Annotated in this window: 13 protein-coding genes; 6 read left to right on the top strand and 7 right to left on the bottom strand. The window is 47.0% G+C overall.

Annotated features, from left to right (window positions below; all coding sequences use genetic code 11):
- Positions 1 to 169: 169 nt before the first annotated feature.
- Entirely contained in the window at positions 170 to 4,255 is a 4,086-nt protein-coding gene (locus tag MUK70_RS09130; protein WP_234656462.1) for an FG-GAP-like repeat-containing protein, read from the top strand.
- A 116-nt stretch (positions 4,256 to 4,371) separates the two neighbouring features.
- Here the strand turns inward: MUK70_RS09130 and MUK70_RS09125 are convergent, their stop codons facing one another.
- Both MUK70_RS09125 and MUK70_RS09120 read right to left on the bottom strand, forming a co-directional pair.
- Positions 4,372 to 4,605: a hypothetical protein gene (locus MUK70_RS09125; RefSeq protein ID WP_234606700.1), complete on the bottom strand. Its 234-nt coding sequence runs from the start codon at positions 4,603 to 4,605 to the stop codon at positions 4,372 to 4,374.
- 75 nt (positions 4,606 to 4,680) lie between these two features.
- Positions 4,681 to 5,310 (bottom strand): pyridoxamine 5'-phosphate oxidase family protein, encoded by a 630-nt coding sequence (locus MUK70_RS09120; protein WP_234606701.1) that lies wholly within the window; start codon positions 5,308 to 5,310, stop codon positions 4,681 to 4,683.
- Positions 5,311 to 5,389: 79 nt separating this feature from the next.
- Here MUK70_RS09120 and pdxR point away from each other — a divergent pair, with 79 nt between their 5' ends.
- Positions 5,390 to 6,883, top strand: a complete 1,494-nt coding sequence (pdxR, locus tag MUK70_RS09115; protein WP_234656463.1) for a MocR-like pyridoxine biosynthesis transcription factor PdxR — start codon at positions 5,390 to 5,392, stop codon at positions 6,881 to 6,883.
- 25 nt (positions 6,884 to 6,908) lie between these two features.
- Complete coding sequence (locus MUK70_RS09110) at positions 6,909 to 8,123, top strand: MFS transporter (protein ID WP_234656464.1); 1,215 nt, start codon at positions 6,909 to 6,911, stop codon at positions 8,121 to 8,123.
- On the opposite strand, the gene MUK70_RS09105 is transcribed toward MUK70_RS09110, so the two are convergent.
- A complete protein-coding gene (locus MUK70_RS09105) occupies positions 8,120 to 8,479 on the bottom strand; it encodes a helix-turn-helix domain-containing protein (protein WP_234656465.1) in 360 nt (119 codons plus the stop codon). The two genes, MUK70_RS09110 and MUK70_RS09105, sit on opposite strands and share 4 nt — an antisense overlap.
- Before the next feature lie 127 nt (positions 8,480 to 8,606).
- Here MUK70_RS09105 and MUK70_RS09100 point away from each other — a divergent pair, with 127 nt between their 5' ends.
- Positions 8,607 to 8,885, top strand: a complete 279-nt coding sequence (locus MUK70_RS09100; RefSeq protein WP_234606705.1) for a hypothetical protein — start codon at positions 8,607 to 8,609, stop codon at positions 8,883 to 8,885.
- Positions 8,886 to 8,894: 9 nt separating this feature from the next.
- Here the strand turns inward: MUK70_RS09100 and MUK70_RS09095 are convergent, their stop codons facing one another.
- The 4 genes from MUK70_RS09095 to MUK70_RS09080 all read right to left on the bottom strand — a co-directional run bounded on the left by MUK70_RS09095 (position 8,895) and on the right by MUK70_RS09080 (position 13,798).
- A complete protein-coding gene (locus MUK70_RS09095; RefSeq protein ID WP_234656466.1) occupies positions 8,895 to 9,251 on the bottom strand; it encodes a cupin domain-containing protein in 357 nt (118 codons plus the stop codon).
- Positions 9,252 to 9,419: 168 nt separating this feature from the next.
- Entirely contained in the window at positions 9,420 to 11,390 is a 1,971-nt protein-coding gene (locus tag MUK70_RS09090; protein WP_234656467.1) for a TonB-dependent receptor plug domain-containing protein, read from the bottom strand.
- Positions 11,391 to 11,434: 44 nt separating this feature from the next.
- Entirely contained in the window at positions 11,435 to 11,755 is a 321-nt protein-coding gene (locus tag MUK70_RS09085) for a DUF6660 family protein (RefSeq protein ID WP_234656468.1), read from the bottom strand.
- A gap of 15 nt (positions 11,756 to 11,770) precedes the next feature.
- Positions 11,771 to 13,798, bottom strand: a complete 2,028-nt coding sequence (locus MUK70_RS09080) for a heavy metal translocating P-type ATPase (RefSeq protein WP_234656469.1) — start codon at positions 13,796 to 13,798, stop codon at positions 11,771 to 11,773.
- A gap of 309 nt (positions 13,799 to 14,107) precedes the next feature.
- On the opposite strand from MUK70_RS09080, the gene MUK70_RS09075 reads away from it, so the two are divergent.
- Positions 14,108 to 14,260, top strand: coding sequence for a hypothetical protein (locus MUK70_RS09075; protein ID WP_234656470.1), 153 nt, complete (start codon positions 14,108 to 14,110; stop codon positions 14,258 to 14,260).
- Entirely contained in the window at positions 14,257 to 14,421 is a 165-nt protein-coding gene (locus MUK70_RS09070; RefSeq protein WP_234656471.1) for a type II toxin-antitoxin system PemK/MazF family toxin, read from the top strand. The genes MUK70_RS09075 and MUK70_RS09070 overlap by 4 nt, the downstream gene beginning before the upstream one ends.
- The last annotated feature ends 39 nt before the right edge of the window (positions 14,422 to 14,460 follow it).

Genomic DNA, 14,460 nt, shown 5'->3' with positions numbered 1-14,460 from the left:
ATTTATTTTTGGTTTAAAATAAAAGTGAAAAAACCAGGCCACTTTTTACCTTTTGTTCAATAAACCTACCGTTCGTTCATTGGTTTGCGGTCAGGAACTTGGGATTAATAAAATTTGCCAAGGTGGCTTTGTGTCATCTTCGGATTTTTATCGACCCTAATTTCAGACTATGAAACAGCTTTACAGGAGAGGGATGTATGCCATTTTATTAATGCTGTTCGTTGCCGCCTATGTGGTGAAAATGCAGGAGCTATCGTCAGGCAAACCGATCCCTGCTGGCCCCGCTCCACACAAAACAAAGCCCATACAAGCTAAGCCAGGTGCGGTCCACGACAGCACGATGAACAGCATCCAGCGAGGCCTGGCCAGGCGGGAATATAACATTTCCTTAGATCCAGAAAAAAACGTCTTGCAAAGCCCCAACCGCAAGCAGGGCCTGCGTGCTTACTACAAGCCGGGCGTACTGACAATGAGAAACCGCGTTGACTCGGCAGGGCATGACTTTTCTTTAAAACTGGTCAACACAGGCATTTTCGCGGATGGCAGGCAGATCCTCTCGGCCCAGCCAAATGCAACAACCGAAAGCGTGGACAACAGGCTGCTAATCAAACACAAAGGTTTTACAGAAGAATTTGTCAACAACGAAGAAGGCGTCCGCCAGAACTTCATCATTAGCTCCGCACCGGTTAACACGAAGGAATTACAAGTCAGGGTATCAGTCAATGGTTTGAAGGTTAATGATCTGAAAAATAATGCGTTGCAATTTTATGCTGAAAACAAGAAAGGCAAATTAACCAACAGCCTGATTTATAAAGACATTAAGTGCTGGGATGCAGACGGAAAAATACTGCCCGCAACATTGCGCTATGAAGATGGCCTTGTAATGCTAAGTGCTAACGTTCAAAACGCCGCTTACCCGGTGACCATTGATCCCATTGTCGTAAACGGAAACCCAACCAATGCCAAAGCGATAGTAGAGGGCAACCAGATAGGTGCTCAGGCGGGTTATGCAGTATCTTCGGCGGGAGATGTGAATGGTGATGGTTATAGCGATGTGCTGGTAGGAGCTCCTTTCTTCGACAGCGGGGAGACTAATGAGGGGGTTGTGTTTGTATACCATGGTTCGGCCTCGGGACTGAGCGCCAATGCGGTGGTAACCTTGCAAAGCAACCAGAACGAAGCCCAGTTCGGCACCAGCGTCTCTTCCGCTGGTGATCTCAATAAAGATGGATATAGTGATGTAATTATCGGCGCTCCATTTTACACAAAAGGTGAGACCAAAGAGGGCGCAGCGATGGTGTACTATGGTTCTGCATTGGGTTTGAATAGCGCAGCGACAATCCTGGAAAGCAATCAGTCCAATGCGAAATTTGGCAGGGCCGTTGAGGGCCTGGGCGATGTAAATGACGACGGGTTCAGCGATGTCATTGTTGGTGCCCCTTTGTATGACAAAGGTCAGATAGACGAGGGTGCAGTTTTTATATATCATGGCTCAGCGGTTGGCATTAACCTGCTGGCCGCCAACATGCTCGAGAGTAACCAGGTAAAAGCACAATATGGTTATGTTTCCGCAGGAGCTGGCGATGTAAATGGGGACGGCTACAATGATGTACTCGTGGGAGCATATGCCTACGACAAAGGCCATGACAACGAAGGCGCGGTGTTTGTGCATCTGGGCTCTGCCGTTGGCATTAACAACAATGCCTCCGTGGTATTGGAAGGCAATCAAATCAATGCCCAATATGGCTGGTCTGCCGCAACAGCCGGTGATGTGAATGGTGATGGCTATTCCGACATCATGGTTGGGAGCTATTTATACGACTATGGGCAAACAAACGAAGGCGCCGTATTTGTCTATCACGGATCAGCACAAGGCATCAAAGCAAGTGCCGCCATCAGGCTTGAAAGCAATCAACCCGAAGCAAAACAGGGCATCGCCGTGGCATGCGCAGGTGATGTCAACGGCGACGGTTACAGCGACGTAATGATCGGCATCTGGCAATATGACAAAGTTGAAAGCAACGAAGGAGCAGTAGTACTGCACCACGGCTCACCCAGCGGCCTGATATCGTCGCCCGCATCAACCCTTGAAAGCAACCAGGCCGATGCGGGTTTGGGTTGGTCTGTAAAAAGCGCCGGTGATGTGAACGGGGATGGGTATAGCGATATCGTCACGGGCGCGAATACTTATGACAAAGGGCAAGTGGATGAGGGTGCGGCGTTTGTTTGGTTGGGGATGGCGGATGGGGTTTCGGCAGCACCGGTCGTTACTTTGGAGGGGAACCAAGAAGGTGCACAATTTGGATTTTCGGTTGCTAGCGCAGGTGATGTGAATGGAGACGGTTATGGTGATATTATTATCGGAGCGAAATATTACGACAATGGCACTCCGACAGAGGGAGCTGCATTTATATATTATGGCTCGAAAATAGGGCTCAATCAAAATACGCCAGCGATACTCGAAAGTAACGATTGGGGAGCGTATATGGGCTGGTCCGTTTCAGGTGGAGGTGATGTGAATGGTGATGGCTTTAGTGACGTAGTTGTTGGAGCCCCAGCTTACTCCGGTAATGGGAATGCGCCGGGAGCAGCTTTCATTTATCATGGCTCCGCTGCTGGCATAATAGGTGCTCCTGCTTCGATTCTTACTCCTTTAAAAAGCGGTTATTTTGGCGCATCAGTTTCAGATGCGGGGGATTTGAATGGTGATGGATTCAGTGACGTTGTTGTCGGAGCTTTTGGACAAAACAACAAGGGTGCGTTTTCTGTTTTTTACGGTTCCTCACTGGGAATTAACCCGAATACAGAAATGAATGTGGAAGGAAATCAGGCCTTTGCAGAGTTTGGCTGGAAGGTTTCTAAGGCAGGTGATGTCAATGGCGACGGATACGCTGATTTAATAATTGGTGCACATTTTCTGAGCAATGGAGAATCAAAGGAAGGACAAGTTTTGATTTATCACGGGTCATCATCTGGAATCTTAAAGGTTCCAAACAACATATTGGAAATCAATGAAGCTAATGCTTGTTTTGGAGCAGACGTTTCTAATGCTGGTGATATTAACGGAGATGGCTTTGGGGACATTCTGGCCGGATCCTCTGGGTATTCCACTGGTAACAAAATGATAAGTGCGGCAGTTAGAATTTACTATGGATCCGCCAGTGGAATCCTAGCTGCATCTGTTGTTAAGCTTGAAGGAAGTAGCGGTGGACCAATTCTTTCTCATCCCGTAGCTAGCGCTGGTGATGTCAACGGCGACGGATATTCTGACATTGCACTTGGCGCGAATTATAAGATTTCGGCAACTTACGTCGGCAATATTTTCTTATATCTAGGTTCTAATTTAGGAATAACTAGCTCCCTCCCCTCACAGATCATTTCGTGTCCTTCTCCAGAACTGACGAGTGTCTTTGGGCATTCCATTGCAAGTGCGGGAGACGTTAACGGAGACGGCTTTGCGGATTTACTTGTAGGTGTACCATATGAAAATAGCGGCTCAAAGGCTAATGGTGAGGCATTTATATTTCAAGGTAACGGCACGATTGGTCTCCAAAATAACCTACGCCTCTATAATTCTAATCTAATAACCATCATTACACAATCCCAGAAAGCCCAAAACAATTTCGGAGCAGGGCTTTATGCAAAATCATTCCTAGGAAGAAACAAAGGAAAATTGGTTTGGGAAACGAAAGCTAAAGGCGAGGGATTTTCTAAGGCCAGCAACAACATGATCACCAACAGCACGCAATCCACAAGTTCACAGAGCGGTTATGTTGATTTGGGACTTTCGGGAAAAGAGTTGAAAAATTTGATTGATAAGCAAGGACCTTCCACCAAAGTGCGGGTTCGTGTCAAATATGATAGAACACTTGCGTTAACCGGCCAGCTTTATGGCCCGTGGCGTTACTTGCCCTCTTACCTTGTTGGCAATAGCATTGCGCCCGCGCCGGAGGATGTGGTAGACGATATGTCGGAAACGGTGAAGCGGAAGGTGGAAGAATCTTTGGCTGGAAAGGCAGGGGAATTGATTTACGTATATCCTAATCCGGCATCGGATCGCTTGGTGCTGAAATCGGATGGTGCGGATCGGATTAAAAATGTGCAGATGTTGACTGTTGAAGGGCGCTCGGTTTATCGTTCTTCGACGCCAGTTTCTGAGATTGACGTCAGGAATGTGGCGGCCGGGAACTATATTTTATTGATTACGCACCTGGATGGCTCGACGAGTACAAGAAAAGTGGTTATTGAAAAGTAATGCTGACTAAAAAGTAATTCTGAGAAAGACTGGTCGTACCGAGCAATACGAATAGAAAAATCCTTCTGATTTCAGGAGGATTTTCTATTTGGTATAACAAGAGTGCGGCTCTCGTTTTATACCAAAATCGCCATGTCGGGGTCATTCTGGGTTGGGAAGCCGTTTGAGGAATAGCCCAATCCGACGCGTTTTCCCGTGTTTTCTGCCTGCTCCAATAGCTGAAAGACTTTTTCTTCGCCTTCAAGCCGCAGTGCCTGATATAGAATATTCCCGTAGTGAAATTCCTGGGAACCTAGGCCGTTTTTCAAAGCAGCCAATTGGCAACGGTCGAAAATTTCCTTTCCTGTCATGGGTTGCATCGTTTGGATTAAATCTGGCATCATTCTAGCCAAAAGATGCGCAAAGTATAACCAAGGTTGCATGCTTTATGCCAAATGTTTTGGCAAAGGAATATGCTGGCTCAATTCATCGGGAACAGGAGCAAGATATTTGGTCTGAATAGGAATGAGGCCTGACCAGATCGGCAATTCCAGATCCTCTTCTTCATCCTTAGGCATTCCCGACCGCGTTTTAGCGCAGGCCTCTTCCAAAGAAAATGCTAATGCAGTGGTTTTTTTTACTTCACTGTCTTTCATTGAACGCAGATAATCCCAGCTGTTTGGGACGATTTTATTGGTAAGCCATTCAAAGGCAGCCCTTTTTGTTTCCGTATCCTCAACTTTTTCGGCATTTGAAAATATAACTACCGACCGGTAATTAACCGAATGACTAAATGCGGATTTGGCAACAACCAGCGCGTCAGTAAGCATAACGGTGATGCAAACCGGAATGCCATTTTCAATTTCCCTGATAAAATGACTGCCTACGGAGCCGTGGATGTATATCTTGTCTTCGTAACGCACAAATGCGGTTGGGATGGAAAATGGCCGATTGTTGACTGAATAGCTTACCGTGCAAAACAATGCTTCGTCCAGAATGGAACAAATAACCTCGAAGTCCTGTGTTGACCTTTTGGCTAGTCTGCTTGGCGTAAGATAGGATGGGGGAGTGCTCATGTCTTTTGTTTTTTAACAAAAATATGGTGAAATTGGATGCACAAAAGAGTCCAATATTTAGAAACAAAGTGGTCCAATTATGGTTCAGGTGCTCTCTACTTTACTGCTTGTAGACAAGAAAAGCAAACAGCCCGTATATCTCCAAATTGCCAATCAACTCATGGCGCTGATTCGTACGGGAACATTGCAAACTGGTTATAGATTGCTTAGTACAAGGCAATTAGCATTGTTATTGAAAGTGCATAGGCGTACAGTTGTGCAAGCTTATGATGAGCTGCTGGCACAGGGTTGGCTGGAAAGCCACACGGGCAATGGCACATTCGTAGCCAAACATTTGCCTGAAATTCAATTGTCCAACAAGCATATCGGAACAGAAAAGGCCATTGTGCCTGCTGAAAAGGCAGGCTTCAAGTTTGTTCAGCAGCCGCATCTCGACCGGGCGTTTCTCCGGAGCAGCACACGTCTGCATTTAGACGATGGCTTCCCGGATCCGCGTCTTGCGCCTCTGGACGATTTGTCCCGGGCTTATCGCAGCCAGTTGCTGGGCGGAAATCCGTATTCCCGGTTGGGTTATGGTGACACAAAAGGATCTGTGTGGCTGCGGCAAGAATTATCGGCATATCTGAATGAAACCCGCGGCATGAAAACAATGCCGGAAAATATCCTGATCGTTCGCGGCGTCATTATGGGCTTGTATCTGGTTAGTACGGCCTTATTGCAACCGGGCGACAATGTGGTGGTAGACGCGCCAGGCTGGTTTGGTGCAAATATGAATTTCATTCAGGCAGGGGCGAACCCTATCCGTGTGCCGGTGGATGAGCATGGGGTTGATGTGGCTGCTTTGGAACAAATATGTCAAAAACAGACAATCAGGATGGTTTACGTCACCTCACATCATCATTATCCCACTACGGTTGCGCTTCGGGCAGACCGGCGTCTTAACCTTTTGAAATTGGCGGAGCAGTATGGATTTATCATTTTTGAGGATGATTATGACTACGATTTTCACTATTTAAGTAAACCGCTGATGCCCCTCGCCGGTGCGGATCCCACTGGAATGGTTATGTATTGCGGGTCTTTTACCAAAACCATTTCACCGGCGTTCCGGGTGGGTTATCTTGTAGGGCCAGGTGATGTGATCACTTATCTGGCCAAACTAAGGCGGATTATTGACCGGCAGGGAGACCAAATGCTGGAAAATGCGATCGCCGAATTACTGCACACCGGCGTCATTCAAAGGCATCTGCGGAAGTCGGTCCGGATTTATAAACAGCGGAGAGACTTATTTTGCGATTTGTTGAGAAGTCGACTTGGCAATTATGTGAAATTTCAAATCCCTGATGGCGGCATGGCGGTTTGGACCCAATTTGATCCCGATATTAATCTGGTCAAATTGGCCGACAGTGCTTTGCAAAAAGACCTTTATATGTCTAACGGAACTTCCGGAATCCCTCCCGGCAACAGCTTCGCAGAGCCGCCTAATAATGCCGTCAGACTCGGTTTTGCATCTTCAAATGCAGAGGAATTGGAGGAAAGTGTTGAGATAATCAGGAATTTATTGGGAAATTTGTAAACCAGTTAGCCTGAAAAATGAATTTATGTTGAACAAGATCATTGAGAGCTATCGCGTCTCATTCAGTGGATTAAGCAGAGAAACGTGGTTGCTTAGCGTCGTCATTCTGGTAAACCGGTGTGGCTATATGGCGGTTCCTTTTATGAGTATGTACATTACGCAGAGCCTCCACAGAAGCATAGCGGACGCAGGTTTGATCATCACATTGTTTGGGGCCGGATCTGTCCTGGGCGGCATGGCGGGCGGTTACCTAACAGATATCTGGGGTTTCCGGCCGGTTCAAATCGTCTGCCTCGTCATAAGCGGACTGCTATTTGTTCTCTTTGGAATGGTTACCAGCTTTACCGGACTATGCATCCTCATTGTGGTGCTCAGTTTTTTTGTGGAGGCTTTCAAACCTGCCAATAGCACCGCCGTTGCGGCTTATTCTTCGCCCGGAAATCTCACGCGCTCCTATGCATTAAACCGCCTGGCAATGAACATTGGCTTTGGTTTTGGCACTTCGGTCGGCGGAATTCTCGCTGCGATCAATTACAGCTTATTGTTTTGGGTCGATGGCGTCGTTTATATCCTTGCAGGACTTTTAATTGTGCTGTTGCTTCCGAAAGCGAAAATGGTCAGCCGTTCCGGTCATGCACATGCGGCCGAAATCGTGGGCCAATCACCATGGAAGGACGCTTTGTTTGTCCGGTTCTTGGTGGTCGTCATGCTGTACATGATTTGTTTTATACTGCTCTTCCGGCTTGTTCCGGTTTATTGGAAAGAGGAAATGCACATCGGAGAGTCTACAATCGGAATTCTGCTTGGTATGAACGGGATTATCATTGCCTTGTTCGAAATGGTCCTCATTCAGAACCTGGGAAACCGCCGGCCCGATTCTTACTATATGGTAGCAGGAACCGTTTTCAGTGCGTTGGCTTTCAGCATGTTGGTTGTGCCGGTGATAGCGCCGGTTATTCTTGCGGCCGCTGCTGTGATCTTGTTCACGATTGGTGAAATGCTTGCGCTCCCTTATATCAGCACATTCGTGATGAGCAGGGCGTCCGAATTTAACAGGGGCAAATATTCGGCTGCGTACTCGGTTTCACAGTCCGTTGCGCAGATCATCGCGCCTGCCGCTGGTGGCTATATTGCAGCACATTGGGGTTACAACGTGCTGTGGGTCACGCTGGTAATCCTGAGTTTTTCGTGTGCGCTCGGTTTCAGAATGCTTTTCCAGGGGAAGATGAGGCTGGGTTAAGCCTCGTTTTCTTCGCCCGATTTTTTCGATTGCTCCAATAAGTCGAGCAACTCCTTATTTTTTTCTGATTCTCTTTCCAAAGCTTTTTTCTGAAGTTCGATCAGGTCGTCTTTTCTAACCATCACGTAATTTTCCTGCGGCTCTTCAAACTGCGGTGCTTCGCCGATCAGGTAGGCAGCGGTTGTGCTGAATAGTTCTGCCAATTTCTTGAACTCAGCAATGGAGGGTTCATTCTTGTTTGTTTCCCAATTCGAGATAGTGCCTTTTCCTTTTTTGGCCATAATCACTGCGAGCTGCTCCTGACTCAAACCTAGTTTTTCGCGACCCTGCTTAATTCTTTTGCCAATACTCACCATTAATTTATATTTTAGTCCTAATTAATTTGATCTTGATATAATTTTATTGTACTTTTGTATATCGGTTTTCGTAATGCACAAATTACAAAAAACCTTGTAATCTTCTCACACATTATCATAGTAACAAATGGAAAAACAACAAACCCGCGTGAAGGAGTATGGTTGTCTGACAATCAAAGAGCGCCTGCTCCTCCGATTTATCAAGTCGAGAAATGTTGTTGGTAAGAATTGGCGGGGCGTGCTGGCCGCCAGGGATCCTTTCTTCAACACCAAACTGGGCGGAGATTATTTAACCTCAGTCGCCCAGGCGGTGTCAGACAGCAGTCGCGGCAATGTGGACCGCATTGAACGCGTTACTGTTGCGCTCGAAAAAATTGCCGGCATCAAGCCGGTCGCTGTGGTGTAGTAACTGCCGTTACTTCAACTCCGTTGTAATGAATTCCAGAATGCCGGTGCCGGTATTTTTTAGATCATGAATGGAGCTGCCCTGCTCAATAATATTTTGAAAAGAGGTTTGCCCTTTTTTGAATGTAAAACTTACCTGGCTACCGTCTTCCTGGTTGGAAACGCCTTGCCCGTCCTGTAAAACGGTCCAGAAATAATCGTAGTTGTGACGGTGATAATGGATGCGTTCACCGGGTTGTAGGCAAATGTGCCATACTTTTACCTTATCATTCTCGAAAAGCAAAGTATCGCCGACTGCCTGATTCTGTGTATTCTCTTCAAGTTCCTCCCGAAGTTGCTCAGGGGATAATGCATCGGTTCTCGACATTTTTTCTTACAGTTTTGGTGGATCGTCGTTGCTATGCCAATGTTCTTTTGGCATTTTAAAAAGGGTTTTGGTTTCAAAAATTACTCTTTTCCCCGGTAACGGCTTTTTGCAAAAGGCAAAACTGAAAGTAGGACAAGGAGTCGGCCAGCAACTCCTTATCCTACTTTTTTACAAATTGATTTTTATTCCGCCATTGAAGACAAAACCATCCAACGGTGCATAAATGTCTCTGAATGTTGGGGTTGAAATGCTGCCGGTATAAATGTTGTCAAAACGGGTTTGGCGTGCGTCAAGGAAATTTTCAAAATTGATATAAATAGAAAACCGCTCCCAAAGCCGCTCGACCATGAAGCCCAGGATCACATATTCCTGGCCGGTTTTACCGTCGCTCAACTGCTGCTTGCTGAAATAATATGCTTCTAAACCCGCTTTCCATTTTTCCTCCACTTCATAAAACAACACTGAATTGATCCTGTGTTTGGGGGTCAGGAAATTCTGCTGATGGCGACCGTTTTCACGTATCCGCGCGTCCGTATAGGTGTAACCCAGGAACAGTTTGAAATCGCTGTAACCCAGTTTCAAATTCGTTTCCGATCCGCGGGTGTCAATGTGGCCGCTTATGTTTTCAAACTGATAACCTGCATTACCGGTGGGTTTGAGGATCAGCGGCTTGGTAATGTATGTGTAAAAAAACAACTGGTTGATACTGAAATTCAACTGATCATTGAAAAGCCTCGTCTGGTAATTTACATCCCAGTTCCCGCCGTAACTGTGTTCAAGGCGGTTTTTGTCTTTATCAATTCCCGAAACCCCCTGATATTGAATGCGTTCACTTTCCTCGGTGAAGATAGTCGGAGCCTTATAACCCATTCCTCCTCCGATACGGGACGTAAAAGTGGGGGAGAGTTTCAATAGTGCCGAGATCCTGGGAAGAAATGCCATGCCATAATCCATCACATAATCCGCCCGCAAACCCGTTTCTATATGCAGCCATTCGGCCGCTTTCCAGGTATTTTGGGCAAATGCGCCTAATGTGTTGAGGTTGTAATCGCGTTTCTGACCGATGGCAAGCGGTTTTTCCTTAAACTGGTCCGTCCATAAATTCGCGCCCGCTATCCATTCCAGCTTGTCGCCATGATTGGCGTATGATGCCTCGGTGAAAGTCGAATATTGGGTCCCGTCAAATGCGTATCCAGGTGTCGTAAGCTTTCTGTTGAAATAGCTCACGCTGTTTTTAACAATAAAATGCTCATGGTTTCCAAAGATATGGTCGAACAAAAACTGCGTGCTCATGCGCTGTGTTTTGTTTTTTTCGAAATAGCTGTGGCCGGTTTCATTTTTGTTTTTGATAAAATGCATATCCCCGCCGATGCGGTTTTCGAAAGCCGTGTTCACTCCCAGGCTGATCGTCGTATTCGAATTAGGATACACAAAAAAACGCGGATTAAACGTAAAGCGCTCGAATTTCGGAATAGCGGAAAGGTCAATTCCAGCCGGATCGTAGGCAGCATTGCGGTTATGCGCAGCGAAGATCGTGGCACCGGTTTTTCCGAATTTTTTGGAATAAAAGCCATTTACATCGAAGCCGCCGGCGCTCGTTCCGTTCAAGTGAAATTTCAGTTCCTGCTCATCCTTAGGTGTTTTCGAGATCAGATTGACAAGGCCCGCGATGGCACCGCCTCCGTACAATGTTGAGGCTGCGCCTTTGATCACTTCCACTTGTTTAAGGTCTAGCGGGGGGATTTGCAGCAGCCCTAATCCGCTGGACGCGCCGGAATAAAGCGGAAAACCGTCTTTCAAAATCTGCGTGTAACGGCCATCGAGGCCTTGTATACGTATGCTTGCATTGGCGCTCGTAGCGGAAGTGGTTTGCACCTGGATTCCCGTGCTCTCGCTCAAAACCATGCGGATGTCGCCCGGTTTCATGTTCGCTTTTTCATCAAGTTCCTCGCCGGCAATGAATTCAACGCGGGTAGGAATGTCTTTGATCGTTCGTGAGCTGCGGGTGGAAGAAATGACGACTTCTTCCATTTCCTGGGTTTTATCTGTTTCGTAAACAGACGTTGTATCGGTCGTATTTTGTGCTTGCGTGTGGCCAGCATATAGCATAACCAGCACAAGCAAAGCTATTTTTTGCATTGTGAGATTTAAATCGTGGTAAAAAATGGAATGTATTTACTGATTTAAACCAGCTTGGGCGGCTGCCAGATGGCCAGCGGGATGATTTCGAAATAGGGATCTTTGTGAAAACCCACGCGCATTGCGACCGTAAAATGCGGTTTCAGCGCAAAATGCGGTGTGGTCAGTACATTCAAAACCTGGCCGCAGCACGCGCAAATGCAAAATGGAGAGCAGATTTCGGAATGGTTTTCGTGATCCTGCTGCGCGTTATTATTGAATGCCGCTTCGTAGCGTTCATCATCCATACATTCCACCTCGTCGCCGCAGGGAAGCAGCGCCAGCAGGAGCATGTAAGCAGACAATATGACGGCCAGAAACTTCAAATGGATTTTTTTGAATTAAATTTTCTTTCCCTGGATCCTGAAAGCATTTAAAATTGCCAGTAAAGCTACACCAACATCTGCAAAAACCGCCTCCCATAAGGTGGCAATTCCGCCCGCACCGAGGATCATTACAAGCACTTTGACGCCCATCGCAGCCGAAATGTTTTGATATACAATGCCTTTCGTGATTTTGCCGACTTTAATGGCGGATGCAATTTTCAGCGGCTGGTCATTCTGGATTACGATGTCGGCCGTTTCAATCGCCACGTCCGATCCCAATGCGCCCATCGCAATGCCCACATCCGCAAGTGCGATCACCGGCGCATCGTTCACGCCGTCGCCTGCAAAGGCAATGTGTTTTCCTTCGGCTTTGAGTTGTTCTACGATCCTGACTTTGTCTTCGGGCAGCAAGTTTCCGTAGCTTCGGCCGATTTGCAGTTGCCCGGCAATGTGGGAAACAACTGCCTCCTTGTCGCCAGAAAGCATAATCGTCTCAATGCCGAGCTTTTTCAATTCCGCAACTGTTTGCAGTGCATCTTCCTTAATCTCATCGGCAATGGTAATGTATCCGGCATAGGAACCGTTAACGGCCACTGCTACAATGGTTTCAGCAATGTTGGCAAGCTCCTTCGGATAAGCCACCTGGAATTTATCCAGCAGTTTGAGGTTACCCGCCAGCAGCGAATCCGCACCGACTTTTCCTTTCAATCCATGCCCGGAGATCTCTTCTACTTCGGTTGGTTTTACTAATGCCGAATCAGATGCGTGTGCCACGACGGCTTTCGCAACGGGGTGTGTTGAATAGCTTTCCAGCGAAGCGGTTTTTGAAATAAAATCTTTGCTATCCAGCGTAGTTTCCACTTTTTGAACCTTGAACACCCCTTTGGTCAACGTGCCTGTTTTGTCCGAAACCAATGTGTCGATCTTGGTAATGACATCCAGGAAATTAGCGCCTTTTACCAGGATCCCGTTGCGCGACGCCAAGCCGATCCCACCAAAATAACCCAGCGGAATGGAGATCGTAAGCGCACAAGGGCAAGCGATCACGAGGAAAACCATGCCGCGATAAAGCCATTGGTCAAACCCGTAATTTTCGACAAAAAAGTAGGGGAGGAGAATGATCAGCACCGCCAACAAGAATACAATCGGTGTGTAAATTTTTGCTAACCGGCTTATTAGTAATTGCGTAGGTGCTTTCCGGCCGGTTGCTTCCTGCACCATTTCCAGGATCCGGGAAAGTTTGGAATCCTTAAAAAGCGCCGTTACTTCAACTTCAACCGATTTTTCCGTATTGATCATTCCGGCGAGAACCGCTTCGTTCCGGCTTTTTTGGTCCGGAACCGATTCACCAGTTAAAGCTGCGGTGTTGAATGTGCCGTGGAGCGATTTTAAAATGCCGTCCAGCGCCACTTTTTCACCGGCTTTTACCACAATGGTCTCACCAATGGCCACAGAGCCCGGCGCAATCTGCACATCTTTGCCATCGCGGATCACGGTAACCTGTTCCGGGCGAATGTCCAGAAGTGCCTTAATGGAGCGTTTGGATCTGCTAACCGCCATATCCTGAAAGAGTTCGCCGATTTCGTAAAAGATCATCACCGCAACACCCTCGCTGAATTCGCCAATGTAAAATGCGCCGATCGTTGCAATCGTCATTAATGTAAATTCATTGAAGAAATCGCTGCGCATGACGCGACGAAAAGCGGTCGCAATGGTTTTGTTGCCGGCTAAAACGTATGCAGCCAGCATGGAGACAATTTCCAGGTTGCGGTTAACCTCGATCTTCAAAATAAAAGTCACAAAAAGAAAGCCGAGCAAAAGCGCCAGACTAACCCAAAGCATCCAGCGGCTTTTCAGCAAACCATCATCCGCAGCATTCCCATGGCCATGATCGTGCCCGTCGTGATCATGACCGTCGTGATCATGCCCGTCGTGATCAGTGTGGTTGTGTTCGTGTTTTTGTTTCACCGGGATCTGCGTCTCGCCTGAGCAGCAATCCTTGGCGTCATGATGTATTTGGCCTTCGCTCGCCCCTAACTTCATCGTTTGAATATCAAAAAGATTATTAATACGGTCGACCGTCTTAGTTGGGAAACAAACCCCGCCGACACAACAAAGATAGTTCGCAACACCGTGCAACAGGGTTACAAGTGCTGAAAATCAGGTAATTGCAATATCGTTGCAGGGCGTTTGGATCTGCTTTAATAGCCGTAAAGGAGAGATCACACTTTGCATCGTGCTGAATCTCAGTTAGAAATTTGAATTGTTATAACATTATTATAACTTTTCCAGATGCTAGTCAGAGTCCGCAGAATAGGGAACTCCCGGGGGGTAATTCTTTCAAAAAGCATAATGGAACAATGTGATATCAAAGACCCGGTCAGTGTTGAGGTCAAAGGAAATGCAATCGTCATTGAACCCGCCGCACAGAGTCCGCGCGAGGGTTGGGAACAGCAATTTGAGCTAGCAAAAAAAGGGAATGAGGAAGAGCTGATGGGCGGTTGAACCGCTCGCTTAATACGGTTATTGTTGCGCCGCTAACATCAAGCACTAAGAAATATCCCACCCGAATCGACTGCATGGTGGCTGGTAAATCAGGCCAGATTGCGCTGGATCAGCTCAGAACGGTTGACAAAGTAAAACTCACCCAAAAAAAGGGGTGCTAGACGACGATACTGCTGCTGGCGTCCTTGACATTCTTAAAG

Source organism: Dyadobacter chenwenxiniae (assembly GCF_022869785.1).
GTDB lineage: Bacteria > Bacteroidota > Bacteroidia > Cytophagales > Spirosomataceae > Dyadobacter > Dyadobacter chenwenxiniae.
This window is presented reverse-complemented; position numbering and strand designations above follow the sequence as displayed.